We start from the raw sequence: 26,980 nt of genomic DNA on the forward strand, positions 1-26,980 counted from the left end.
GGGAGAGCTCAATGATAAAAGCACAGAACACAGATAAAATAGGTACCCTTTATGTGGTAGCCACGCCAATTGGCAATCTTGCCGACATCAGCGAGCGCGCACTGGCTACTTTATCGAGTGTTGACTTAATTGCGGCTGAAGATACTCGCCATACAGGAAAGTTGTTGAGTCACTTTAATATTAAAGCAAAGACGTTTGCTTTACATGATCACAATGAAAAGCAAAAAGCCCAGCAAGTAATTGATTGGTTGAATGAAGGTTTGGATATCGCTTTGGTATCAGACGCTGGTACTCCACTTATTAGCGATCCGGGTTATGCGGTGGTTAACCTGTGCCGTGAACAAGGCGCAAACGTTACCCCAGTGCCAGGGGCATGTGCTGCCATCACCGCACTGAGTTGCTCAGGTTTGCCAACCGATCGCTTTCAGTTTATTGGCTTTACACCAGCAAAAAGCCACGCAAGGCAACAGTTTTTTATCGAGGCCTTTGAAAGCGGCATTACCAGTATTATGTATGAGAGCACGCACCGCATTATGGCGAGCCTTAATGACCTACAAACAGCGCTTGGTGCTCAGCAGCAAGTCGTTTTTGCAAAAGAGCTTACAAAAACCTATGAAACGTTTTTTAGTGGTAGTGTTGAGCAACTTATTGAGTTTTTAACACAAGATCCGCAAAAGCAGCGCGGTGAGTTAGTACTTATGCTGCCGGGTAAGGCTAAACAGCAACAGGAGATCCCCGCAGAAGCAAAACGTATGCTGGCGTTGTTAGAACCACAAATGCCACTTAAAAAAGCCTGCGGCGTGGTGGCCGAATACTTTGATTTGAAGAAAAATGCACTGTATAAGGCGGCAATTGCTGAAAAAGACGCGTAAAAAGCGTGAGCTTTGTGCTTACTTACCGTATAATCCTCGCCGAGTCAGCTGGATAATCGCTGCCTGTGACGAAAATGATCAGGGGGAGGAAAGTCCGGGCTCCATAGGGCAGGGTGCCAGCTAACGGCTGGGGGGCGAAAGCCCACGACAAGTGCAGCAGAGAGAAGACCGCCAACTTTCGAGTTGGTAAGGGTGAAAGGGTGCGGTAAGAGCGCACCGGGCCACTGGTAACAGTTGGTTGCAAGGTAAACTCCACCCGGAGCAAGACCAAATAGGGTTCCTTAAGGTGTGGCCCACATCGGAACCGGGTAGGTTGCTTGAGCCTAGGAGTGATCCTAGGCCTAGACGAATGATTATCGCTCGCAAGAGTACAGAACCCGGCTTATAGGCTGACTCATTAATTTTAGTAACCGCTTGATTTATTTTCGTAAGTTGAGCGGTTTTCTAAAATTCTTATCATATGGAATCATGGCAATTTTATTTTGATCGACTTTTGCCTCGATAATATCAAGTATTACCTGCTAATAATCATGTGTTTATATATTATAAGCGCCATACATTGTCTGTAAATTACTCTAAACAGATTGCTTATTTAGCTAAATGAATGTTTTCGCATTTCACCATTAATGTGTGAAGTTAACCACGGATGTATTTCTTTCACTATTATCTTACCTACATTTCGCCTACATACTCTTTTAATTAATTGAAAATTAATAACTTTAATTTTTGGCTACCTTTTGGGTTAGTACACTGGTGTGTTTGGCTTTGGTTTCATTAGCCGTTAAGGCTGATGCGATTGACCAGTTAGTCAAAGCTAAGATGAAAGAGCGGCATATTCCTGGTCTTCAATTGGCAGTTGTCAAAAATGGCAAGCTAGTGATACAAGGCAATTATGGTTTTGCCGATCTACAACACGCAGTACCGGTAATGAGTAAAACGCTATTCCCAATTAATTCGATGACTAAAGCTTTACGGGTGTGGCTATTGTGCAGCTAGCTGAGCAAGGGTATTTAGCTATTGATGATGAAATTGGCAAGCACTGAGCCGATTTACCTAGTAGCTGGAAATCTCTGAAAATAAATCAATTGATGGGCAGCAGCTCGGGCTTACCTAATATCCTTGCATCAAACCATATGCTGGAAACTATCGTGTTAAAAGATGCACAGACTTTGTGGAGGGAGGTGCAAAAAAAGCCTTTTCAGTTTACGCCTAATTCGCGCTTTCGCTATAACCAAACTGGCTATGTAATTTTAGGCAAGATCATAGATAAGTATGTGCCAGAAGGCTTTGCAACTTATATAACTAATATGCAGCTCAACCCTGTTGGAATGAAACAAACTGCGCAAGCAGGGTTTGATTATTTAGAGTTAATGGTGCCTAATCAAGCTCGTCAGTATTTACATTTAGGTGAAGGGAAATATAAAAACTTTTATGGCGAGTTTCCGTATATGCTCAGAACAGCTGCGGGGATGAGCTCAACAGCCACAGAACTGGCAAACTATATGGTGCCTTTAGAGCAAGGGAAATTAGTCAAAAACCAAGATTTACTATGGACTCCTGTTAAGTTAAATAATGGTCGTACTGAAGGCTTTAATAACCGTAAAAATGGGTATGCCATGGGCTGGCAAGTTATTCAGCGCAAATATCACCCGGCGGTTAGGCCAGTGGCGTTAATGCGACAATACTCATTACTTACCCTGAAGATAATGTCTCAATTGCGATACTAACCAATTTTATGGGTGCATTGTTTATTGAATTTGTCGATGATATTGCTGCACATTATATTGCGAACTTTAATGATGAAATTAAGCAAAAATCGTATCATCCGATGAATTACTTAGAAAAATTAACTGATGAGCAGGGTTTTGATAATTTTTCTGCAACGTTTGCTCAGGCACAATCTGAAACCGGTGTGATGTATGACCTAGAAATGCTCACTGAATGGGGTAACCAACGGTTGAAAAGGTTCATGTAAAAGCGGGAGTTGAGATCTTCAAGTTTGCGATTTCGATGAACAAACTTACTATTTCAGCAGCTTAGCAAAAGCTTATCAAGCGGTTAAGTAATACGCTTTGGCACTGAAATACTATCAACAGATATTGGAGATTAATCCAAAAAGCCAATATGCAAGCACTAAAGTAACTGAGGTGAGTGGTTATCTATAAATTGAAGTCTCATCCAGTGTAGTAATGAGATGCACTCTATCTCTGAGTACTGAATTTAGGTACCTCAGTGAGTTGGCGATTTAGGCAAGGCAGAGGCTTCAGAAGTAGGGCTTATTCAAACTTAAAAGCAATAAGCGCGTTACGCTGCAGCACAATACTCTAATGGAGAAGTAAATAACCTCGGCTCTGGATAAGCGAATTTGCCTAATAAAGCTATTTTTGTTCACCTTCTGCATTGCCTTTATGCAGTAATAACCGGCTGTTACTGCATAAAAGTGCCTTGATATTGATAAATGTTAACATTGGATTGCAAGTAGTGTTAGCTTACACAGCATTTTCTATTGAAAACCCTTATCCAAACCTGAGGTTATGATGGCAACAAGTTAAGCTCTGTCCGTCAGTGCGCAAAACTTAACATTCGCTCAGCAACAAGCTAATGTTATGTGGCAGGCTGCTACGGTACAAGGTATTAACGTATTAAGGTATTAACGTATTAATGAATACGAGTAATGCCGTAACAGGTAAAGTTGTAATACCCAAGTACTTGAAGTTCCTGACCGCTAATACAGTAAAGATTTTCAACCAATTATGATGCTGACGTGATAGCGAAGGCATCATTTTGACTGATTTTAACCTATGGAAAACAACAAAATGTCAAATAGAACTACTGAAAGTAACAAGACTCAAATTATAGCAGATAAATCTTTAGCGCAGACTGGAGCGCTCGCAGTGCAAGATGCGGCAACTAATATGCGTGATATGAATGCCCTTCTATCAACTGCATCTGGTGCCGCGTTAGCTAAGTTTATCGAACAAGGCGATGTAAAATATTTGCAAGCCTTGGAGGATTTAAATAAACAAACGAAAACATCTACAGATCATTTTATCGATTTGTTTAACAGTGTCACTAACTCACAGAATAAACAGTTAGATGATGAAACTAACAAGACTCAAATTATAGCAGATAAATCTTTAGCGCAGACTGGAGCGCTTGCAGTGCAAGATGCGGCAAATAATATGCGTGATATGAATACCCTTCTATCCACTGCATCGGGTGTCGCGTTAGCTAATTTCATTGAACATGGCGATGTAAAATATTTGCAAGCCTTGGAGGATTTAAATAAACAAACGAAGATATCTACAGATCATTTTATCGATTTGTTTAACAGTGTAACTAACTCACAGAATAAACAGTTAGATGATTAATTGCTAAGGAATCATGATGGACAATGAAGCACAAAAAAACTAATAATGAGCATGATGAATTGAATAATAAGCCTTATTCAGTAGACATGAACGATACTCTGTTTGCAGACTCCCTTTCTTGAGGTATGCAAAATGCCATTATATCTCATCAGAATGCTCAAATGGCATCTTCTGCATCCATAATTAGTGCTTGTGCGCATATTTTACAATAAAAATCAAAAGCCTATGGTGAAGGTGGGAAAAAGATGTACCCGAAACCACAATTAGGGCATGGAAATATAAGAGAATAGGTATTTCAGACAGAGCGCGAGCACACTTTGTTAATTCCTGTTAACCAAACAAAATCTCTGCTCTAAAATCATAGTCAAAATTAGCAGCAACGAGTTTGCTGCTAATTGAGCCTTTGTTTTTGTGTGCTGCTTAACCATGTTGCGAACAATTCGGGAGGATAACAGAGTCTAGGCTTGGTTTTGCACCAAGCCTAGAGGAAAATATTTTACTCACCCGTAAATTTATGATCTATTCAGATCGACCAAATAAGCGAATTGCTCTTATTGCTCTTGATTAAGCTGGGTTAGCTTCTCTCCAATCGGCTTTGAGAAGTTATAACCATCATACTTATCCCAATTGATAGACCACGTCATTACGCCACCAAAATTAGGGTAGGTTTTGTTTGGCACTACACTAGAGCAACTTACACCTTTAACTAAGCAATCCAGCGCTGCGGTAATATTACCAATCGGTGCTTGACCAGAGTTTGCTGACTGTGGCCCTGAGGGTAGGCCAATTGCCACTTGGTCATCGCGTAGCGGCGCAAACTGGGTGCCATTGGCAAGTTCAAATCCTTCAATAAGCATTTTGGCATGAGCAACCATCATGTTGATGGAGCCTTCAGGTGCACTTCCTGAAAGATAAGGATTGGGCAAACCACCATTGTTGTAAAGCTGCACATGCAGTAAATCTAAGGTGTCACGTAGTTCATCAATTAGAGGAATATACGCGCCCCAAATACCTGAGTAGGCAACCATACCACCATGCACATAAGGGTGCTCCGGTGCCATGGTTAAGACCATATCACCACCCATGTTTTGCTCAATTTGTTTTAAGGCTCTAGGTAAGCGGGCTTGAATTTGCGAACCATGAACAAGATTTGAGCCGCTTTCCAAGTCAATGTCTAAACCATCAAAACCCCATTCATCGATAATTGCGCTTAAACTCGCAACAAAGTTGGCTTCATCACTGTCGGTGTTCAGAGTAATAGTGCCCTCGGCGCCACCTAAACTTAGTACAAATACTTTGCCTTGAGCCTGTAAATTTTGCATGTCTTGTTTGAACTGTACAGGGTCTACGGCTGGGCAATTTGAATGAATGTCACTTTCAAACAAATTAAAGTGCACTGTGCCATTAGAGTTACGATCGTTATCTGCAAAGGCAATGTCGATGACATCCCATGCATCGGAGATCTGGTTAAGTGGTAATGGGCAACCAGCTGGATTAACAAAGTTATGCCAGTAACCAATCAGTTTATGGGTTTTGCCAAGTGGTTTGTCTATGACCTTAACACTCACCCCTTCGCTGGTGGCTTCATTGCCTAGGTTGTCTTTGGCTGTTGCTACAATGGTTTTCATACCTAGGCTTGCTGGTGTATAAGGCACTGAGTAAGGTACTGTGGTATCGGTTGCAATCACTACGCCATCAACAGCAAAACTCACTTGCGTTACTTGACCAAGCAAAGCTGATGCACTCGCTGCTATTTGTACTGAGTTACCTAAAGTGAGCTGCGTACCAGCGCTTGGGGCTGTAATCGAGGTGACCAGTGGTTTATCTGTGACAGAGATCGTTTGCGAGAAGCTACCTGAGTTGCCTTCATTGTCAATGGCGGTGGCTTTGAGTGACACAGTACCAACTTGCTGGGGTTGCCAGCTAACCGTGTAGGGGGCTTGCGTTAGGCTGGCTAATAAAGTTTGATCTGAGTAAATATCAACTTGGTTTATTTGGCCATCTGCATCAGTTGCATCGACGGATACATCATATTGATTGCCTTTAAGTAAGGTGCTGTTAGGTGCAGGTGAGGTAAAGGTAACATCTGGTTTAATCGCGCAAATACCTTGCTCAGTCCAAGCTTCTTGCCAATGTTGGCCAATTCCTGGTTCATATGCCCATAAGGCGCTTGAGCTACACCAAGGACCAATATCGCATTGATACTTATAATTATTATGAGAAACTATATCCCCATTGTTATAACTACCACCCGCTTGATAGGCAGGCACATTAGCGCATCCACCTGAGCTTGGTTCAGTAACATCAATTGAAACTATAGCGGTTGCACTTGCACCTTTATCGTCAGTTGCTACCACTTTAAGTTGTTGTTTGCCAACATTCGCAATCCAGTCGTACTCAAAAGGAGAGAGTGTGTCAGTTGCCAATAAAGTGCTATTAAGCCAAAAACTAACAGACTTAATTTCGCCATCTCTGTCGCGTGCATCTGCACTAATTTTTACTGTTTCGCCTGTTTTGTACTGTGCATTATTAGCAGGGGAGAGTAGCTCTACAGTGGGTGGAATATTTTCCCCCCCGTCGCGTACAGTGATATTAGCAATATCACTGGGTTTAGTTGCACCTTGATCATCAGTTGCGATGGCACTTACTTGATATTGCCCTACGACAGTTTGCCAAGTCACTTCATAAGGGCTGATTAGGTCAATACCAATAGATTGCGCATCTACAAAGAACTCTACCTGAGTGACTTGGCCGTCAGAATCATTAGCTGTTGCACTAAAAACAGCGCTGTCATTGGCGGGCAAAATAGAGCCATCGGCTGGACTTGTAAGAGAAATAACGGGATGTTGGTTGCCGCCACATTGTCCTAAACTTTTCCATACTGAATACGGAGCAGAATTATTAATTGGTGTCTCTGCGCGTGTCCACCACTGTGCTTCAAATGCCGTATTTTGCTGTTGAACTAAATCGCCTTTAGTGTAAACCGTGGCGTTAGACCAAGTTGCAAGACTTTGGCAGTCATAAGCTAGCGCTTGTAGTGGCAAGACAGACAACCCAAGCAGGGTGTGGTGCAGTAATATTCGTTTGGTAATATTCATTTTTGTTCCTTTACAGTTGTATTATTTTTGCACAAGGCAAATTTCAGCATATAACCTAGGTACATGTTAAGCAATTGTGATTTAGTTATATGTGATGACAATTTGAGTATAAAGTGTGGATATCACTGTCAGTTAATAGGGGATAGGTAAGCAATCTGTTATACTTGTGCTCTTGCTTGTTTGTAAGCTGTGTATCAGCGCATTTAGCAAGTGCAGTTGGCTGAATAAAATGACAGTAGAATGTGCTTTATTCGGGCTTATGCCACTGTAGTTATCCTATCTTCTGTTGACGATAAGCCCCAACACACGAGAGTTTAAATGACATTTTCTGATTTGGGGCTATCTCCCGCAATTGTTCAAAGTATCAGTGAAAAAGGTTACACCACGCCCACACCTATTCAGGCTAAGGGTATTCCTGCTGTTTTATCCGGTAAGGATGTGATGGCGGCAGCGCAAACAGGCACCGGTAAAACGGCAGCTTTTACGTTACCTATCATTGAACAGTTGTTACACCAAGAGCGTCCACGAGCTAATCAGGCGCTTGCTTTAGTACTAGCCCCCACACGTGAATTAGCACTACAAATTGCTGAAAACGTAGAGGCTTATAGTCAAGGTACACGGTTACGTTCAGCAGTTGTGTACGGTGGCGTTAAAATTAATCCGCAAATGATACAATTACGCAAAGGGGTGGACATTTTGATCGCCACACCGGGGCGTTTGTTAGATTTATTTAGCCAAAATGCAGTGAAGTTTAACCAGCTGCGTACATTGGTGTTAGATGAAGCGGATCGTATGCTCGATATGGGCTTTATTCATGATATTAAAAAGATCATTAAAGTGCTGCCTAAAGAGCGCCAAAATTTACTGTTTTCAGCAACGTTCTCTGACCCGATTCGTGATTTAGCAAAAGGCTTAATTTTTGACCCGGTAGAGATTTCGGTTACCCCTAAAAATACGGCATCAAAAACGGTAACTCAGTTTGCATACGGCATTGATAAAGCGCAAAAAACTAAGCTGTTGAGCCATTTAATTCGTAATAATAAATGGCAGCAGGTATTGGTATTTTGTCGTACAAAACATGGTGCAAATCGCTTAGTCACGCAGTTAGAGCGAGACAAAATCAGCTCAGCTGCGATCCATGGTAATAAGTCGCAATCTGCACGTGTAAAAGCTTTAAATGGTTTTAAAACAGGTGAGATCTCAGTATTGGTTGCAACCGATATTGTTGCGCGAGGTTTAGATATTGCTGAGCTACCTTATGTTGTGAACTATGACTTGCCAAATATATACGAAGATTATGTACACCGAATTGGCCGTACCGGCCGCGCTGGCAGTGAAGGTGTTGCGGTGTCATTTGTAACGCAGGATGATGCAGAAGATTTATATGGCATCGAACGTTTTATAGGGGCGTTAATTCCTCGTGCGCAAGAATCAGGGTTTGAACCAAACAATCCTGTGCCTGAAAAGGCCTTAGATACGAGACCAGTCAAACCTAAAAAGGCTAAAAAACCAAAGCCTCAAAAAGATCATCAAGCCATTGACCATAATAAACGTCAGCAAAATCCAGCGGCCAAAAAAGCAAACCCAAATGGTGCAAATAAAGGTAAACAGCAACGGGTAAAGTCGGCAATTGATAATCCGACCAACGCTAAACCTAAGCGTCGTCGCTTTAAGCCAAAGCCTGCAAACACTTAATTACGTGTTAAAAAAGTTGTGTTATCGCCTCGTTTATCTCAAGCTAGAGGTATTAATACTAATTTTATTAAAGCATTGATCATTTTAGCGACTTAAATGGCTCATTAACTACGTTAAAGATTTCTCATGTACAATAACTACATAGCGAAATTTTTGCTTGGTTACTAAGCCATTTATCTATTGCAATATCTGGTCATTTATTTAATACAATTGGTATTAAACCCTTGCTAAGCAGCGTTTTTTTGCTCTATAAGGAAATAACATGACTGATTATGCATTAGCCTGCGTTGGCGTTGCCATTTTTGTTTATTCAATCAGTGTGCGCCAGCTTAACCGAGCCGAGTTAACGGGTCCTATTTGGTTTGTATCATTAGGTGGGTTGCTGGGTTGGTGGTTTACTGATTCTTGGCAGTTTCAGGTTCAAGATAGTACAGTATTATTACCTATCATAGAGTTAACCCTTGCAATTGTATTATTTAGTGATGCAGCAAAAACGCGCTTAAGGGTGCTTTTTCACTCCTATAAATTACCACTTCTTATGTTGCTAGTAGCACTGCCTTTGACTATGGCAATAGGTACCTTATTAGCCTACTGGTTACTTGCTTTGCCTTGGCTATATGCGGCATTACTTGCAGTAATCATTAGTCCCACAGATGCCGCTTTGTGCAAAGGGTTTATTACGCAAAAAAAAGCTCCTGCGAATTTAACAGAGGCAATCAATGTAGAAAGTGGTCTCAATGATGGTTTGTGTATTCCTATATTTGTATTCTTATTGGCCGTTATAAAAGGCCAAACACAAGCAAATGGACTTGAATTATTAATCTTATTTGGTCGTGAAGTGGGCATCGCACTATTAGTGGCGGTGGTATTAGCATGGGCAGCTATTGCTGCAATTAAAGCAGCTCAGAAAAGGCATTTATTTGCTTTAAACTCGAGTCCATTCTTATTTGCAGGTATTGCTATTGCGATATTTTCTTTCACCGAAATTCTCCATGGCAGTGGTTTTATTGCCGTATTTTTGAGTGGCTTACTTTTTGACAAGTTTTACCAGCACAGCTTTAAAGAACAGCTGATTGAAGACAGTGAACTTATCGCTGATTTTGCCTCGTTACTAATTTGGGTGCTTTTTGGCATTGTTGTGAGCCAGACATTTAGTTTCGATAACAATTTATATGCTTGGCTATACGCTTTACTGGCAGTAAGTGTGATCCGCATAATTCCTGTACTGTTAAGCTTGATGCTAATTGATATCAGCATGAGTGAAAAAATAACACTTGCATGGTTTGGACCAAAGGGTTTGGCCTCTGTCGTACTTACTTTAATGTTGTTACAGGCAAATATTGATGGCACAGAACTGATAGCCCATGTTGCTGCCTACACTATTTTACTCAGCGTGTTTTTACATGGGATAAGCACTCGGCCTATTGTGTTGCGTTTTTCTCAAAAAAAGCAAAAATAGAAACAATAAGGTTTTGTACTGGTATTTGAAATAGCCTACATGTCACCATTTAATTTTATTTGTTTGAAATTATTGAATAAAAAAATTATCAATTTTTTTTATTCTAGAGCTTGAACTCAAACTGTCATTATACTGCAATTAAAAAGTCATGTTCTGTCCCTAAACTGAGCCGCAAATTAATCAGTTGCGATTTTGGCAACTGAGTGCTCACGTTACAGGAAATTTACCATGAATAAAAAGTTGCTGGCAGTTGCCGTATCGGCGGTTTTACTTAGTGCATGTAATGACACCGACACAAAAACAGTTGAAGTTATTAAGGAAGTTGAAGTCATTAAAGAAGTACCTACAAAGGCAGTTACTTCAGTTAAAAATGTGATCTTAATGATTGGCGATGGCATGGGTCCACAACAAGTGGGTTTGTTGGAAGAGTACGCAACGCGTGCGCCTAACTCTACTTATAATGGTCGTGGTAATCAAACAGCGCTATCTAAACTTGCTCATAATGGTCACTTAGGGTTGTCATTGAATGCGCCACACGGTGCTAATGGCAAGCTAGTTACTGATTCAGCATGTTCTGCAACACAGCTTGCGACGGGGATTGCTGCTGGTTCTGAAATGATTGGTTTAGATGATCAAGGTAATATTGTTGAAACGATTTTAGAAAAAGCCAAAAAAGCAGGTAAAGCAACAGGTTTAGTGTCGGATACACGTATTACGCACGCAACACCAGCGGCTTTTGCTGCACATCAACCTCACCGTTCATATGAGCCTGAAATTGCAGAGCAATTAATTGAAAGTGGTATGGTTGACGTATTGTTATCAGGTGGTGCTCGAGTGTTTATGCCATCTGATATTAAAACTGATGAAGCTGATAGAAAAGCGATGGCGGATTTAGGCGCGCCTGAAAGTGTTTATAAAAAGTCAAAACGAAGTGATGACAGAAACTTAGTTATTGAAGCCAAAGAGCAACATGGCTATGCATTGGCTTTTGATAACGCACAAATGCAAAGTAGCGAAGCAGATAAATTACTTGGTTTGTTCGCAAACTCAGGTATGGCTGATGGTATTGCATATAAAGCCTGTAAAGCAGACAACAGCTGTACGCAACCATCATTAAAAGAAATGACAGTTAAAGCACTTGACGTATTATCTAAAGATGAAGACGGCTTTTTCTTGATGATTGAAGGTGGTCAAATTGATTGGGCTGGTCATGCAAACGATGCCGGTTGGATGCTTAATGAATTACTGAAATTTGACGAAGCTGTAGAAGCTGTTTATGCGTGGGTTAAAGACCGTGATGACACATTAGTGGTTGTTACAGCCGACCACGAAACAGGAAGTTTTGGTTTTAGTTATTCGAGCCATAACAAGCCAGAAGCCGTTACATTACCTGGCGATGGTATGAATGGTAAAGACTATAAGCCTAAGTTTAACTTTGGTGGCTTAGAGATACTAGATACCCTTTACGCGCAAGAAGGGACTTTCTATGACGTTATTGGTGAAGTAAATGGTAACTACGATTACTCAAATGCAACTGACCAGCAGTGGAAAGAAGCGATTGAGAAATACACTCCATATACAGTGACTTATGAGCAAGCAGCAAAAGTAAATGCGACGCAAGACGTTAATAGCAGCGGTTACCCATTACCTCAGTTTGATGATTTCTCTGATTTTTATGTATATGACACTGAAGACTTTACTGCTAAAGTAGGTCGAGTGCTGGCAACGCAGCAAAATGTAGTGTGGGGTACCGGTACTCATACAGCCGCGCCAGTACCTGTGTATGCATTTGGTCCTGAAGGCGTAACTAGACAGTTCTCAACCATGCAGCACCATGTTGATATTTCTAATAAGATGATGGCTGCACTAGGCCTTATTGAAGAATAATGTGTTAGCAAGCACAGCCCTTAGACTTTAATGCAAAGCCACCATTTGGTGGCTTTTTTCGCATTATGACTTTAGTTTCTCATTATCAGATATGAAGGCGAGTAAGGCATCTTCAGGCATTGGTTTAGCATAATAATAGCCTTGGCCAAAATCGCAGCCAGCTGATAGTAAAAGCTGATGCTGCTCATACGTTTCGATCCCCTCTGCAATAACTAATATGCCAAGTTGATGTGCCATCATGATCATAGCTTCACAGAGCGCAAGGTCGTCTTTACTATCTGCAATGCCATCTACAAAGCGCTTATCAATTTTAATATAGTCGGTATCCATTTGTTTAAGATACGCTAATGACGAATAACCGGTACCAAAGTCATCTAATGCTAGAGAAAACCCTTGCGCAGTAAGTGCATTTAAGCGCTTTTGAGTACGCGGCTGGGCATTCATCACTAATCCTTCGGTAATCTCAATAACAATATCTTGTGCTTGCAAATCAAGCGCTTGTAATTGCTTATACCATTTACTTAAATGGCATATTTTAGATGTAAATTGCACCGGAGAGACATTAATGCTCAATTGAAGCTGTTTACCCGTCGCTTGTACTTTAGTTAACGTATTGCAAGCAGTTGTGAATATAAACTCCCCCATTTTGTTTATGAGCTGAGTTTCTTCTGCAAGAGGAATAAAGCTATCGGGGCGGATAAGCCCTTTTTGCGGATGTTGCCAACGTATTAATGCTTCTGCTTTACATATTTTTTGAGTTTTTAAATCAACGATGGGCTGATAAAACAGACAAAACTGTTGCTCTTGCTGCGCAATGCGCAAATCTTTGAGTAGTCGCATACGGCTTTCTGCATGTTCGCGCATTTCATTACTGAAAAAAGCATAACCGCTGCGCCCTTGTTGTTTTGCTTGATACATGGCTTGGTCTGCCGCTTTTAGCAAGTGTTCACTACTGGTACCATCTCCAGGAGAGCGTGCAATTCCGATACTGGCGCTGATATGAAATGATTCATTACCAATATTTATTTTTGGTTGTAATTGCTTAAGTACTTTATCAGCCAACTCTATCAGTGTGTTGTCATTTCCTAGATAGTGAGTTACAAGTACAAACTCGTCGCCACCTATTCGAGAAACCAAACTGCAAAGTGGACTGAGCAGGTTAAGTCGGTTGGCAACTTCAGTTAGCAGTTGGTCACCATAAAAATGGCCAAGGGTATCGTTGATGTCTTTAAAGTGATCTAAGTCGAGCAATAAAATAGCTAGCTGTTGTTTTCCTTGGTTCAATCGGCTTTTTAAATGACGTTTTAGCTGAGTGCGATTGGCCAGCTCTGTGAGCTGATCATAGTGAGCTTGACGCCAAATCAACTCATCTTGCTGCTTTTTTTCGGTAATATCAGTAAATATAGCAACGCGGCGATAGGGCTCAGCATTACTGTCGTAAACGCTATTAATGGTTAGCCATTCAGTAAATAGTTCGCCATTTTTTCGGCGGTTAACTATTTCGCCTTGCCATTTACCGTGATTTTCTAGTTGTTGCCACATATTGGTATAAAATGACTGTTCATGTTTGCCTGACCCTAACACTGCGGTGGTCTTACCTACGACTTCAGAACGTTTGTAACCAGTAACATGACTAAATGCAGGGTTAGTATCTAGAATGTAGCCATTGGCATCCGTGATCACCATTCCTTCACTACTATTGTTATAGACCAAAGCTGCAAGGTTGATGGCTTCTTCTTGTTTCTTGCGTTGACTGATATCACGAACGACTAAAATTGCTTGTGCATGGTCGAGGATTGGGCTTAAACGGCACTCAAAAACGTGACGTTTGTTATTCTCAACAATTGAAAATTCCAACTGACAATGTGAATGAGCACTAAGCTCTGCAAGGTGCTTGAGTAAGCGTTGATAAATATGCTCTGGGAAAATGTGCGCTAATACAGAGGCGCGTTTTGCAAATTCTCCATGGCGCATCAAAATATTACCTTGCTTATCTAATCTTAGATAGCTATCTGGTAGTGATGCTAATAAGGCACTTAGCTCAGCATGTTTATGAGAGAGGGCTGACTCAATACTCAAGCGAATATTTGCCATTTGTTCAAACCGTAAAGCGATAGCATTAAATTCTGGGGTTTGTGATTTTTGAGACCAACGTACAGGCTGCCCTTGAGATAGGCTTTCAATGGCATTGAGCAAGTTTTTCAGCGGTTTTAGAATGACTCGCTGTAAGCGCCAATGTGCTTGCCAAATTAATAAAGCAATAGCCAATACAAATAATAATAAAGTAATGGCAACTTCTTTATTTGCTTGTGTAATTGCTTGTTCAAAAGGCAACGAAACATGGACGTCTAAAGAGTTTTGAGTATCACTGATAGCTAGAGGGAGCGTAAAGTAGATACGACGATGCCCATTGTCATCATTTAATATATGTGTTTGATTTGACGCTAAAGTTGGCCAACTGGCATTGCTTGGCGTACCTAATAATGCTGGGTTAAATGGTGATTGCGCAATGATGTTTTGATTGACGTCACTTAACATCACTTGACTACCTTGTGGCAGGGGTAATTTGGCCAAGGTGTGACTCCATCTGTCTAGAGGTTTTACTGCAACTAAGATTGAGAGAATCGCATTATTATCATCAAATACGGGCATTGCAAAATTAACGGTTGCTTGGTTTACTGAGCGGTCTTGTTGGAACTGGCCAATGGTAAATTGCTCCAATGACAAAGCTTTTTGAAAGTACTCTCGATCAGTGATGTTGATAGCACGAGTACTTGTTTGCAAAGAACAGATGACGTCACCATTGGGTGCGACAATGCCAATATTGGCAATATTGGCGGACAATAACCGTGCATGTGAGAGTAACTCTGGACACTGACCATAGGTGAGGTTGCGTACACTTTCATGGTTAGCAAGCTGGGTTAACAACGCCTTCGTATCAGTAATTTCAGTACTTTGTACTGCTACGATATGCTTTGCCAGTAGCAGGGCATGATGCTCGCTTTGCTCTAATATTTCGGCTCGTTCATCTAATAGTTGTGCAAATATCACTAGAAGGCCAGGAACACAAATAAGAAACAGCAAACGATAGAAGCGTTGCGGTATTGATAAATTAGAAATAATCACACCTAGAAGTACCAGTAAAACGATCTTGTATAATACTAAACTGTGACTCTATGCGCCAAGTAATTAGGCGTTTTTTATTAAATATTTACACCATTTCGGTGCACACGATCTATGCGTTTTAAGTAGTCAAAAATAAAATTTATTATTTTCCTGCTGATAAAATACTGTAATTTTTCTGTTAGGAAGTCGTGGATTTCAATAGTTCCCACTTTTTTCCACCTAATTCATACACTTTCACTAAACCCGCATTTTTTCTGGCCTCAAAAGCAATAGCAAAGCTCATATTTGCTTGACATAAAGTGCTGTCAAGCCCTAAACTGTACTATCGTGGTAAAAAGTGGTTTTTAGTGGATCAAATTGGATCTTGAACGCTAAGCGAGGTTGAGGTTGGTTTTTTAATGTTCAAAGGTGCAAGCTCATTGAGCTTAGATGACAAAGGTCGTTTTGCGGTACCAACTAAGTACCGACAACAGCTGCTGTCTGAAGAGCAGGGCGCACTGATCTGCACTATTGCTATTAATGAACCATGTCTATGGCTTTATCCCATGAGCGAATGGTATGAAATCGAAGCTCGCTTACAAAAACTATCCAATATGAACCCCAGAGCAAGGCGTTTGCAGCGTATGTTACTGGGTCACGCTACTGAATATCAACTAGACAAAAATGGTCGTATTTTATTAGCACCTTCATTGCGCACCCATGCTGGATTGAGCAAGAAGGTTATGCTGGTTGGGCTGTTAAATAAGTTTGAGATCTGGGACGAAGATCGCTGGCATCAACAGATGCAACTTGACACTGAACTTGAACGTGGTGGTGAGTTTGAAGCGTCTCCAGAGCTCGATAATTTCTCGCTGTAATTGAAAGTAAGGCAAAATTTGAGCATGACGGCGCAATTTCAACATGTGTCGGTGTTGATGGCAGAAACGTTAGACGCACTCGCTATTAACCCACAAGGCATATACATAGATGGCACATTTGGCAGAGGCGGTCATTCGGGGCAGATTTTGTCACGTTTAGACTCGCAAGGCCAGCTACAAGCAATTGACCAAGATCCTCAAGCCATTGAGGCAGCAAAAAAATTTGCTGATGATACCCGTTTTGCGATAGCTCATTCACGTTTTTCAAATATTAAAGAAGTTGCTCTGCAAGCTGGTTTGCTTGGTAAAGTAGATGGCATCTTATTAGATATAGGTGTTTCGTCACCGCAGTTGGATGACGCTCAACGTGGTTTTAGTTTTATGAACGACGGACCGCTTGATATGCGAATGAACCCAACGGCAGGTCGCAGTGCTGCCCAATGGTTGGCTGAGGCTGATTTAGAAGATATTACCTTTGTTATCAAAAAATACGGTGAAGAAAAGTTTGGCCGTCGTATCGCACACAAAATTCTTGAAACACGTGAGCACACACCTATCACAACAACTAAGCAGTTAGCAGAGCTGGTTGACGAAGCCGTACCAGTAAAAGATAAGCATAAACACCCAGCCACACGCACTTTCCAAGCCATTCGAATTTATATTAATAGTGAGCTGGAAGAAATTCAAACTGCGCTACAAGCGTCGATAGAAGTACTCAAGCCGGGCGGGCGTTTAGTGGTGATTTCGTTTCACTCTTTAGAGGATCGGATCGTAAAACAGTTTATTAAGAAGCAGAGTAAGGGAGAAGCGGTGCCCAGAGGTCTGCCTTTAACGGATGCACAACTTAAACAAAACCTGACGTTAAAGGCAGTGGGCAAAGCTATTAAACCAAGCGTAGAAGAAGTTGCAATGAACCCAAGAGCTAGAAGCTCAGTATTAAGGGTGGCGCAAAAACTGTAATGAGTAAAAACACAGATCGACAGCCAAAACTATTTGTTGAAATTATTCAGGGTTTGTTTGCACACAAATTCACTCTGTTTTTACTGCTGTCGATTTTTGTCACTGCCTTGGCTGTTGTACAGGTCACTCACCTCACCAGAGAGCAATTAATAGCACAAGATGAATTATTGCAACAGCGAGATGAACTCGACTTACAATGGCGCTATTTGTTGGTGGAAGAAGAGTTTTACTCACAACATGCGCGAATAGAAGAGATAGCGAAGACGCAACTGAATATGCAACGCCCAACCAGTAAAGATGAACAAGTGATGGTGCTACAGTGAATAAGTCAAAAGCAGTCACTAGTCTTATCACTTGGCGTTTTGTTTTGGTATGCGTTTTGATGGTTTTGGTATTTTTAACCTTAGTAGCGCGTGCTGCTTATTTACAGGTTATTGAGCCTGATAAAGCGCGAGCTGAAAATGCTAAACGGACTGTGCGAGTAGAAAAGCTAAAAGTACAGCGAGGCATGATATTTGACCGCAATGGTAAAGAACTTGCGGTAAGTGTGCCCGTAGTCAGTGTATATGCAGACCCAAAAGCACTTGATAAGTCGATTGCTAAAAAAGTGCTAAAAGAGGCACGTAAAAAGGGTGAAGACTATAAAGCAATAGCTGAAAATGAAGCTGAGATGGCTCGACGTAAGCAAGCTTGGTATACCAGTGAGCTACGTTGGCGAGAGCTGGCTGATGTTCTACAAATCAAAAATGACGAAGTTGATAGTCGCTTGCGTAACGACCCAAGCAGACGCTTTATATATCTCAAGCGCCAAGTGACTCCGGCAGTTGCCAACTATATTAGTCAACTTCGCCTGCCCGGTATTCATTTGCTAGATGAGTCAAAGCGTTTTTACCCAAGTGGCGAGGTAACTGCGCACATTCTAGGATTTACCGATATTGATGGTAAAGGTATCGAAGGCATTGAACGTTTATTTGAAACTGCACTGACTGGCGCTGAAGGTAGACGCACGGTGCGAAAAGATGCTCGAGGGCGTGAAATTCAAGTGCTTTCAGAAGAACAACGTGTAGAGCCTGAAAACATTGAATTAAGTATTGATTTGCGTATTCAAGCGATTGCTTATCGTGCTTTAAAAAGTGCTGTATTAAGTTATAAAGCCACATCAGGGTCTGCCATGGTGGTTGATGTTAAAACTGGTGAAGTCTTGGCAATGGTAAACAGCCCCAGTTTTAACCCTAATGATATGCGTGATGCTGCACCTTATAAGCGTCGTAACCGCGCCATTACAGACCTTTTTGAACCGGGTTCAACGCTAAAGCCATTGGCTGTATTAGCAGGCCTTGATTATGGTGCAATTGAGAGCAGTGATACGGTAAATACTCACCCAGGGTGGATGCGTCTAGGCGGCTCCCTTGTGGAAGATACGCGTAACCATGGTGAAATGACGTTACGTGAAATTTTAAAAATCTCTAGCAACATGGGGGTTGCTAAAATAAGCCAAATGCTGCCAAAAGATTATATGGTTGGCTTATATCAAAAGGTTGGATTTGGAGAAGATACAGGCACTATGATGGTTGGTGAAAGTAGTGGTTTATTTTATCCAAATCGTCGCTGGTCAGATTTTGAAATTGCTACTCTAGCTTATGGTTATTCGGTAGCAGCAAGCACGGCGCAAATTGCACGTTTATATTCGTTATTCGGCTCTGGCGGTGTATTGCGTCCTTTAACTATTTTAAAACAAAAAGCTCCGCCCCCAGGTGAGCGTATTTTTGAGCAAGACGATGTACACGCTGTAGTAGAAATGATGGAATCGGTATTTGAAAAAGGAGGAACTGCATCCAATATCAAAGTAGATGGGTATCGCGCTGCAGGCAAAACGGGTACTTCTGAAAAAGCCATCGCAGGTGGTTATGGTGATGAGTATGTAGGGTATTTTGCGGGGGTGGCACCAGTAAGTGACCCTCGTTTGGCAGTAGTGGTAATGGTTAATGAACCTGGTGGAGATGTGTATTATGGAGGTCATACTTCAGGGCCTGCATTTGCAGAGATCATGTCAAATGCATTGCGTATTTTAAATGTTGCACCAGATAAAGGTAGGGTTGCCTATATATCGGAGTTAAGCAATGAGTCGTGACATCAGTCTGGTGCTTAAAGATTTTGACGTACAGTGCTTGCCTGTGATGGTGAGTGACTTGCGTTTAGACAGCCGGCAGTTACAAACGGGTGATGCATTTGTTGCATTAAGAGGCCACCAATTAAACGGTGAAGATTTTGCAATATCAGCACTAGAACAAGGTGCCCAATGTGTTTTAATTGACGCTGATAGCGAACTGGCCGCCACCCGTGATGCATTTATTCCCGTGCCCAAACTAAGCAAAAATATTGCAAAAATAGCTGCGCACTTTTATCAGCAGCCAAGTCAAAAGCTTTGTAGCGTTGGGGTTACTGGTACCAATGGCAAATCAACGACGACCACCATGATTGCCAATCTAGCACAGTTGTGTGGTACGCCTTCAGCAGTGATTGGTACGTTAGGGTTTGGACAACCTGAGCAGTTAACCGAACTTGCCAATACCACGCCATCAAATGTTGATTTACAACGTATTTTATCCCAGCTGAGTGAAGATAATGAGCTCGTAGCTATGGAAGTTTCTTCTCATGGGCTAGTGCAAGGGCGCTTAGATGAAACCGAGTTTGACGTTGCGGTATTTACGAACTTATCGCGAGATCACTTAGATTATCATGGTGATATGCAGCGTTACGCGCAAGCAAAATTAGCACTTTTTCAAAAGCATAAACCACACTTTAGTGTTTTAAATATAAATGATGCATACGCACAGCAATGGTTACGTGAGCATCAGTTCAAACATGTTGTTGTATATGGTAAAAAGCCTTTGCAAGACTCTTATCAGCAGTATGTCTGGTTTGAAGATGTTACGTTTAATAAGCAAGGGGTTGCCTTTTCAATTACCAGTAGTTGGGGAAGCGGAAGGGTAAGCGCTGCGCTTTACGGGCAGTTTAATGTTTATAATCTTGTCGCCGCAATTACCACGTTGCTAACGCAAGGGTATAGATTTGAGCAGTTATTAAGTGCTGCTGGACAATTAGAACCCGTTGCAGGAAGAATGCAGCCACTGAGTGTGAAAAATAAACCAACCTGTATTGTTGATTATGCGCATACGCCCGAAGCATTAGAGCTGGCCTTAAAAGCACTGCAACAGCATGTACCTGGTAATGTGGTGTGTGTATTTGGTTGCGGTGGCGATAGAGACAAAGGAAAGCGCCCTTTAATGGCGCAAGTTGCAGAGCGTAATGCGGATAAATTAGTGATCACCAGTGATAACCCTCGCAGTGAAGACCCTCAAAGTATTATTGATGACGTTAAGGCTGGACTCAGCAAGCCTGAGTATGCTGTGTGCAAAATTGATAGGGCAGAAGCTATTCGCTATGCAATTGAGTTAGCACCAAAAAATGGTGTGGTGTTGATTGCTGGTAAAGGGCATGAGAATTACCAAATAATTGGAAGTGAGCGCTTAGAGTTTTGTGATAGGCGTTATGTGGAAGCCATTTTGCATGAGGTAAATGCATGATAAAAGTAGATTTAGCTTGGCTTGCTGCGGTACTTGATACTCCATTAACTGGAGAAAATTTGTCGATAGCTAATGTCAATACAGATACCAGAACAATTACAAATAATGAGGTGTTTTTGGCGTTACGCGGACCAAATTTTGATGGTCATCAGTTTGTGGAACAAGCCAAAGAAAAAGGGGCGATAGCGGCTATTGTTGATACACCAGTAGCATGTGATATTACACAACTTGTGGTTAAAGATACGCGTTTAGCATTGGGGCAACTGGGTAAAGCAGTAATACATAAAGTTGCACCAAAAACCATTGCGATTACAGGTAGTGTTGGCAAAACTACAGTCAAAGAAATGTGCGCTGCTATTTTAGCAAATAAAGGCAAGGTTTTGGCTACTAAGGGTAATTTTAATAACGATATTGGTGTGCCTCTCACTTTGCTACGTTTAAAAGAAGATGATGAATTTGCTGTTATTGAACTTGGCGCTAATCATATTGGCGAAATTGCTTACACGACTGCATTAACTAGTCCTGATGTAGCTGTGGTTTGTAATGTAGCACCAGCACATATTGAAGGATTTGGTTCAATCGAAGGTGTTGGACAAGCTAAAGGTGAGATATTTTCAGGATTAAAAACTGGTGGCGTGGCGGTTTTGAACTGCGACTGTGAATTTGTCGATATGTGGCGAAATGATCTTAGCTATGTGAAAACCAAGTGCTTTTCAAGTAACAAACAGCTTGATGTGTGGGCTGAAGATGTGCTTTTAAGCGATACGGCACATGCAAGCTTTATGCTGTGTACTAAAGAAGAAAAAGTACCAGTACAACTTGCATTACCCGGCGAACATAATGTGACTAACGCGGTAATTGCTGCTGCTTTAACTTGCGAGTTGGGTGCTTCACTCAGTGATGTTGCTGCTGGTCTAGAAAATATGGCACCTGTTAAAGGCCGGGTTAACCTTATTAAAGCAGGGCCCAACCTTAATGTCATTGATGATACTTATAATGCGAATGTACGTTCTGTTAAAGCGGGTATAGACATGTTAATGAACATGCCAGGTTATCGTATTTTAGCGCTTGGTGATATGGGAGAGCTTGGTGAACAAGCCCGCGAATATCATCAAGACGTGGGAGAATATGCACAATACAAAGGTATCGATGCTTTATTTTCTTTAGGCGTTTTAAGTCGCCATAGTAGTGAAGTGTTCTCTCAGCCGGAGCGGCATTTTTCGACTCGAGAGCATTTGTTAAATGCACTGAAAAACAAAATAAATGAACATGACGGGGTCTGTACTGTGTTAATTAAAGGTTCTCGCAGCGCACGCATGGAATTATTAGTCAAAGATTTAATAAGCAGTTGCCAGAACTTAAGCACTGATGAGGCCTCAAAATGTTAGTTTGGTTAGCAGAGTATCTAACTCAATATTATAGTGGCTTTAACGTTTTTTCTTACCTTACTTTGCGCGCTATTTTTGGGATCCTAACTGCGTTATTTATCTCGTTGTATTTTGGCCCTAAGTTAATTCGCGCATTACAAAAAATGCAGATTGGTCAAACTGTACGTGATGATGGACCCCAATCACATTTGTCAAAGTCAGGTACCCCAACGATGGGGGGGTTATTGATCTTAGCGTCGATTTTTACCAGTACGCTAATGTGGGGAGACTTAGATAATAAATACGTTTGGGTCACGCTATTTGTGATAGGTAGTCTTGGCGTTGTTGGCTTTGTAGATGATTATCGTAAGGTTATTCGCAAAGACAGTAAAGGCTTAATTGCAAGATGGAAGTATTTCTGGCAGTCGGTGATCGCCATATCTGTCGCAAGTTTTATGTACTTTACGTCTAACTCAGCAGCTGAAACAACTCTGGTTGTACCATTTTTGAAAGAGGTGATGCCCCAGTTAGGGCTGTTTTATTTGGTTATGTGTTACTTCGTGATTGTTGGTACCTCAAATGCAGTAAATTTAACCGATGGACTCGATGGCTTAGCGATAGTGCCAACGATTTTGGTTGCTTCTGCGTTGGCCATTATTGCTTATTTAACTGGTAATGTGAATTTTTCTAATTATCTCCACATTCCACATATACCATTGGCCAGTGAGCTGGTTGTTGTATGTACCGCGATAGTGGGTGCAGGTTTAGGGTTCTTATGGTTTAACACTTATCCAGCACAAGTATTTATGGGAGATGTTGGTTCATTAGCATTAGGTGGCGCGCTAGGGATTATTGCAATTTTGGTACGCCAAGAGTTGGTATTATTGATAATGGGGGGGGTATTTGTGATGGAAGCCTTATCCGTTATTTTGCAGGTCGGTTCTTATAAATTACGTGGTCAACGTATTTTCCGTATGGCACCTATTCACCATCATTATGAGCTCAAAGGCTGGCCTGAACCTCGAGTTATTGTACGTTTTTGGATAATTTCTATTGTTTTGGTTTTAGCTGGATTGGCAACGTTGAAGATTAGATAATGCAGTATTTAAACGTACTAAAAAATAAAAACATTACAGTGCTCGGGCTCGGTGTAACGGGTTTGGGCATTGTACGTTTTTTGCTATCGCATAATATCTTACCGCGTATTGTGGATAGTCGTCCTGTGCCGCCAGGTGCGCATTGGCTAGCTGAGAATGCGCCCGAATGCGAGGCAGTGTTTGGTCCATTAGCACAAGCAAGTTTATCTAGTACAGATATGATTATCATCAGCCCAGGCATTGCTTTATATGAAGCAACAGTGGCAAGTGCAATTTCCGATGGTGTTGAAGTTATTGGTGATATTGAACTATTTGCCCGTCTCAATGATAAGCCTGTAATTGCAGTAACAGGCTCAAATGGTAAGTCAACCGTGGTGACATTAGCGGCCCAAGTTCTCACACAAGCAGGTATGAAAGTAGGCTTGGGCGGAAATATTGGTACTGCGGCTTTGGATTTACTTCATCAAGACTATGATGTGTTTGTGCTAGAGCTTTCTAGTTTTCAGTTGGAAACCACGCATAGCCTTTACTGCACTAGTGCAATGATCTTGAATATCACTGAAGATCATATGGATCGTTATCCCGATTTTGCTGCGTATTGTGCGGCAAAACAACGTATTTATAAGCATACCGAGCATTTAGTTTATAACGCTGCAGATAAGAATACGTTCAACAGTGCTCAGCAAGGGGTCAGTGTTGGGTTAAGCGGTGGCGATTATCAAGTAGCTAAGCACCGGGGGGAGTATTATTTTTCTGTGCATGGTCAACTGCTGTTACCTGTTTCATGTATGGCTTTACAGGGTAAACATAATCAATTTAATGCTTTAGCTGTTATGGCATTGCTGGCACCAATTTCATTGCCAGCCAGTGCATTTGAACGTGCTTTCGCTCAATTCAAAGGACTGGCGCATCGTTGTCAATTAGTTGCAGATGTTCAAGGTATTAAATACTTCAATGACTCTAAGGCAACTAATGTGGGTGCGACAGTTGCTGCATTGGAAAGTTTAGAAGCCGAGCATGGCAAGATTATTTTAATTGTTGGTGGAGATGCAAAAGGTGCTGATTTAAGTCCGCTTACAGAGCCGATGAAAAAGCACTGCAAGGCTATTTATGGCTTTGGCAAAGATGGCTCTTTATTTTTGTCTTTACATCGTTATAGCCATCTAGTGGCAACATTGGAAGAAGCGGTAAAGCAAGCTCAAGCAATAGCAAGTAATGGCGATTGTATTTTATTGGCACCTGCTTGCGCCAGTATTGATATGTACCCTAACTATATGGTTAGAGGTGAGGAGTTTTGCCGGTTAGTGGGTGAAATAACAAAATGGTAGCATTGCCACAGCTGCGGCTGGATTTCAACTTTAAACAGTCAAACGCATTATATGATGTGCCTTTGCTTTACGCTATGTTGTGTTTGCTGGGGGTGGGATTTGTGATGGTGACCAGTGCATCAATGCCAGTTGCAGAAAGATTATTTAATAATCCTTATCATATTACTATTCGACATGGCGCATTTTTGTGTATGGGCTTTGTATTGTTTTGGATAACCACCAGTGCGCCGATGGTATGGTGGAAGCGCTGCAACCCTTATTTGTTACTGTTTGGTTTAGCACTTTTAGTGTTGGTATTGCTGATTGGTCGTGAAGTAAATGGGTCTAAGCGATGGATACCTGTGGGGCCGGTGGGGATTCAGGCTGCGGAATTAGCCAAACTATTTTTCTTTAGTTATATCGCAGGTTACCTTGTTCGCAAGCGAGAAGAAGTTCAGGAGAACTTAAAAGGTTTTGCCAAGCCTATTGCTGTATTTGCTGTATATGCGTTTTTAATCTTGATGCAGCCTGATTTAGGTACTGTGGTAGTGATGTTTGTAACCACAGTGGGTTTACTTTTTTTGGCAGGTGCCAAGCTATGGCAGTTTTTTGCGTTAATTCTAACCGGTATTTTGTTAGTGGTTTTGCTTATCATTTTTGAACCCTATCGTATGGCTCGGGTAATTGGTTTTTTGGAGCCATGGGACGATCCATTCGGTAAAGGTTATCAATTGGTGCAATCATTAATGGCTTATGGTCAAGGTGGTTGGTTTGGGCAAGGATTAGGTAATAGCGTGCAAAAATTGCAGTATTTACCTGAGGCACATAATGATTTTATTTTTGCGGTGGTTGCTGAAGAACTAGGGTTTGTTGGCGTAGTAAGCATTATTATGCTGCTCGCAACTTTGGTTTTTAGAGCTTTGTTAATTGGGCAAAGAGCATTGAAGAGCGCTTTGGAGTATGAAGGTTATTTTGCACTTGCCATTGGTATTTGGTTTGCTTTTCAGACCATGGTGAATATAGGTGCAAGTGCAGGTATTTTGCCAACAAAAGGATTAACGTTACCCTTTGTGTCATATGGTGGGTCAAGTTTATTGGTGATGATAGTTGCTGCGGGTGTATTACAGCGAGTGGATTTTGAAACTAAAATGGCAACCAAACAAGCAACCTCAAGAAGTGGTGCTCGTGGAGGTCGGCGATGACTAAACGTCTTATGGTTGTGGCAGGAGGCACGGGCGGGCACATTTTTCCAGGTATTGCAGTCGCAAACGAGCTTAAGTCACAAGGTTGGGAAGTATCTTGGGTTGGCACTGCGGATAGAATGGAAGCGCAGGTTGTACCTAAGCATGGTTTTGAGATTGATTTTATTAATGTTCAAGGTGTACGTGGCAATGGCATCAAACGTTTACTCAAAGCACCATTTATGGTGCTTAAAGCAATTCTGGCCGCCAGAAGTGTGATTAAATATCGCCGCCCTAATGTGGTGTTAGCGATGGGCGGGTATGTAACAGGCCCTGTGGGAGTTGCGGCAAAACTAACCGGTATTCCTTTGGTAATTCATGAACAAAATGCGGTGGCAGGCTTAAGTAATAAGTTATTAGCCAACATAGCCAATAAAGTGTTAGCTGCATTTCCAAGTGCATTTGCAAGTAACGAAGTACAAGTTGTTGGTAACCCTGTACGTCACTCGGTAGCAACTCTTACACCAAAAAAGGTTGCTAAGCAGTTAAATTGCTTGGTGGTCGGTGGCTCGTTAGGTGCCAAGGTGTTAAACGATATATTACCCGCTGCATTTGCAAAACTGAGTCAAACAGCATCATTGCCGATTGCTATACGCCATCAAAGTGGTAAAGGGCACAAAGCTGAACTGATCGACTGCTATAAATCTGCAGGTGTCGCAGCGTCAGTCTTTGAGTTTATAGATGATATGGATAGTGCTTATGATTGGGCTGATATTGTTATCTGTCGTGCAGGTGCGCTAACAGTGAGCGAAATTGCGGCTGCGGGTAAAATGGCGCTCTTTGTCCCTTATCCACATGCGGTTGATGATCATCAAACGGCTAATGCGGGTTATTTGGTGAATAATGATGCTGCATTGTTGTTGCCTCAAAGTCAGTTTAATGAACAAACACTCTGTGAATTGCTGTTTCCTTATGTGCACCAGCCAGAGATGATTGAGCAGCTTGCAATACGTGCAAAGCAACAAGCAAAGTTAGATGCTACGTCTTGCGTGGCGAAAGTATGCGAACAACTAAGTTCGCCCATTTGAATTTTAGATATAAAAGAGTAACGCGTGA

The 26,980-nt window shown here is 41.6% G+C and carries 21 protein-coding genes and 1 other RNA gene; 20 read left to right on the top strand and 2 right to left on the bottom strand.

The window, feature by feature from the left end; translation table 11 throughout:
* The first annotated feature begins 11 nt into the window (after window positions 1-11).
* The 7 genes from rsmI to OCI93_RS16060 all read left to right on the top strand — a co-directional run bounded on the left by rsmI (window position 12) and on the right by OCI93_RS16060 (window position 4,243).
* Window positions 12-872 (top strand): 16S rRNA (cytidine(1402)-2'-O)-methyltransferase, encoded by an 861-nt coding sequence (gene rsmI, locus OCI93_RS16035; RefSeq protein WP_261626816.1) that lies wholly within the window; start codon window positions 12-14, stop codon window positions 870-872.
* 40 nt (window positions 873-912) lie between these two features.
* Window positions 913-1,273, top strand: an RNA gene (rnpB, locus tag OCI93_RS16040) — RNase P RNA component class A.
* A 325-nt stretch (window positions 1,274-1,598) separates the two neighbouring features.
* The gene (locus OCI93_RS16045) at window positions 1,599-1,868 is read left to right on the top strand and encodes a serine hydrolase (RefSeq protein WP_261626817.1); all 270 of its coding nucleotides are present in this window, start codon (window positions 1,599-1,601) and stop codon (window positions 1,866-1,868) included.
* 92 nt (window positions 1,869-1,960) lie between these two features.
* Window positions 1,961-2,599, top strand: a complete 639-nt coding sequence (locus OCI93_RS16050) for a serine hydrolase (protein ID WP_261626818.1) — start codon at window positions 1,961-1,963, stop codon at window positions 2,597-2,599.
* Window positions 2,600-2,607: 8 nt separating this feature from the next.
* Window positions 2,608-2,847: a hypothetical protein gene (locus tag OCI93_RS16055; RefSeq protein WP_261626819.1), complete on the top strand. Its 240-nt coding sequence runs from the start codon at window positions 2,608-2,610 to the stop codon at window positions 2,845-2,847.
* Between the two features lie 580 nt (window positions 2,848-3,427).
* The gene (locus tag OCI93_RS21125; RefSeq protein WP_410007640.1) at window positions 3,428-3,526 is read left to right on the top strand and encodes a RebB family R body protein; all 99 of its coding nucleotides are present in this window, start codon (window positions 3,428-3,430) and stop codon (window positions 3,524-3,526) included.
* A 162-nt stretch (window positions 3,527-3,688) separates the two neighbouring features.
* Window positions 3,689-4,243, top strand: coding sequence for a hypothetical protein (locus tag OCI93_RS16060; RefSeq protein ID WP_261626820.1), 555 nt, complete (start codon window positions 3,689-3,691; stop codon window positions 4,241-4,243).
* A gap of 551 nt (window positions 4,244-4,794) precedes the next feature.
* On the opposite strand, the gene OCI93_RS16065 is transcribed toward OCI93_RS16060, so the two are convergent.
* Window positions 4,795-7,341, bottom strand: a complete 2,547-nt coding sequence (locus OCI93_RS16065; RefSeq protein ID WP_261626821.1) for an Ig-like domain-containing protein — start codon at window positions 7,339-7,341, stop codon at window positions 4,795-4,797.
* A gap of 318 nt (window positions 7,342-7,659) precedes the next feature.
* On the opposite strand from OCI93_RS16065, the gene OCI93_RS16070 reads away from it, so the two are divergent.
* The 3 genes from OCI93_RS16070 to OCI93_RS16080 all read left to right on the top strand — a co-directional run bounded on the left by OCI93_RS16070 (window position 7,660) and on the right by OCI93_RS16080 (window position 12,382).
* Window positions 7,660-9,036, top strand: a complete 1,377-nt coding sequence (locus OCI93_RS16070) for a DEAD/DEAH box helicase (protein ID WP_261594536.1) — start codon at window positions 7,660-7,662, stop codon at window positions 9,034-9,036.
* A 262-nt stretch (window positions 9,037-9,298) separates the two neighbouring features.
* Window positions 9,299-10,495 carry a cation:proton antiporter gene (locus OCI93_RS16075; RefSeq protein WP_261594535.1) on the top strand — a complete coding sequence of 399 codons (1,197 nt, stop codon included), beginning with the start codon at window positions 9,299-9,301 and terminating at the stop codon, window positions 10,493-10,495.
* Window positions 10,496-10,723: 228 nt separating this feature from the next.
* The gene (locus tag OCI93_RS16080) at window positions 10,724-12,382 is read left to right on the top strand and encodes an alkaline phosphatase (protein WP_261594534.1); all 1,659 of its coding nucleotides are present in this window, start codon (window positions 10,724-10,726) and stop codon (window positions 12,380-12,382) included.
* A 63-nt stretch (window positions 12,383-12,445) separates the two neighbouring features.
* Here the strand turns inward: OCI93_RS16080 and OCI93_RS16085 are convergent, their stop codons facing one another.
* Window positions 12,446-15,508 carry a bifunctional diguanylate cyclase/phosphodiesterase gene (locus OCI93_RS16085; RefSeq protein WP_261626822.1) on the bottom strand — a complete coding sequence of 1,021 codons (3,063 nt, stop codon included), beginning with the start codon at window positions 15,506-15,508 and terminating at the stop codon, window positions 12,446-12,448.
* 398 nt (window positions 15,509-15,906) lie between these two features.
* On the opposite strand from OCI93_RS16085, the gene mraZ reads away from it, so the two are divergent.
* The 10 genes from mraZ to murG are packed head-to-tail and all read left to right on the top strand — an operon-like array spanning window position 15,907 to window position 26,952.
* Window positions 15,907-16,365: a division/cell wall cluster transcriptional repressor MraZ gene (mraZ, locus tag OCI93_RS16090; protein ID WP_261594532.1), complete on the top strand. Its 459-nt coding sequence runs from the start codon at window positions 15,907-15,909 to the stop codon at window positions 16,363-16,365.
* Window positions 16,366-16,389: 24 nt separating this feature from the next.
* Entirely contained in the window at window positions 16,390-17,325 is a 936-nt protein-coding gene (gene rsmH, locus OCI93_RS16095; RefSeq protein WP_261594531.1) for a 16S rRNA (cytosine(1402)-N(4))-methyltransferase RsmH, read from the top strand.
* Entirely contained in the window at window positions 17,325-17,648 is a 324-nt protein-coding gene (gene ftsL, locus OCI93_RS16100; protein ID WP_261594530.1) for a cell division protein FtsL, read from the top strand. The genes rsmH and ftsL overlap by 1 nt, the downstream gene beginning before the upstream one ends.
* Entirely contained in the window at window positions 17,645-19,456 is a 1,812-nt protein-coding gene (locus tag OCI93_RS16105; protein ID WP_261594529.1) for a penicillin-binding transpeptidase domain-containing protein, read from the top strand. Before ftsL ends, OCI93_RS16105 begins: the two co-directional genes overlap by 4 nt.
* Window positions 19,446-20,912, top strand: a complete 1,467-nt coding sequence (locus OCI93_RS16110; RefSeq protein WP_261626823.1) for a UDP-N-acetylmuramoyl-L-alanyl-D-glutamate--2,6-diaminopimelate ligase — start codon at window positions 19,446-19,448, stop codon at window positions 20,910-20,912. The genes OCI93_RS16105 and OCI93_RS16110 overlap by 11 nt, the downstream gene beginning before the upstream one ends.
* Window positions 20,909-22,300, top strand: coding sequence for a UDP-N-acetylmuramoyl-tripeptide--D-alanyl-D-alanine ligase (locus tag OCI93_RS16115; RefSeq protein WP_261626824.1), 1,392 nt, complete (start codon window positions 20,909-20,911; stop codon window positions 22,298-22,300). The genes OCI93_RS16110 and OCI93_RS16115 overlap by 4 nt, the downstream gene beginning before the upstream one ends.
* Window positions 22,294-23,376: a phospho-N-acetylmuramoyl-pentapeptide-transferase gene (mraY, locus tag OCI93_RS16120; RefSeq protein WP_261594526.1), complete on the top strand. Its 1,083-nt coding sequence runs from the start codon at window positions 22,294-22,296 to the stop codon at window positions 23,374-23,376. The genes OCI93_RS16115 and mraY overlap by 7 nt, the downstream gene beginning before the upstream one ends.
* Entirely contained in the window at window positions 23,376-24,704 is a 1,329-nt protein-coding gene (gene murD, locus OCI93_RS16125) for a UDP-N-acetylmuramoyl-L-alanine--D-glutamate ligase (RefSeq protein WP_261594525.1), read from the top strand. The genes mraY and murD overlap by 1 nt, the downstream gene beginning before the upstream one ends.
* Window positions 24,698-25,885 (top strand): cell division protein FtsW, encoded by a 1,188-nt coding sequence (gene ftsW, locus OCI93_RS16130; RefSeq protein WP_261594524.1) that lies wholly within the window; start codon window positions 24,698-24,700, stop codon window positions 25,883-25,885. Before murD ends, ftsW begins: the two co-directional genes overlap by 7 nt.
* Window positions 25,882-26,952, top strand: a complete 1,071-nt coding sequence (gene murG / locus OCI93_RS16135) for an undecaprenyldiphospho-muramoylpentapeptide beta-N-acetylglucosaminyltransferase (protein ID WP_261594523.1) — start codon at window positions 25,882-25,884, stop codon at window positions 26,950-26,952. Before ftsW ends, murG begins: the two co-directional genes overlap by 4 nt.
* Window positions 26,953-26,980: the final 28 nt, after the last annotated feature.

This window comes from Pseudoalteromonas holothuriae, assembly GCF_945859825.1.
Taxonomy (GTDB): domain Bacteria; phylum Pseudomonadota; class Gammaproteobacteria; order Enterobacterales; family Alteromonadaceae; genus Pseudoalteromonas; species Pseudoalteromonas holothuriae.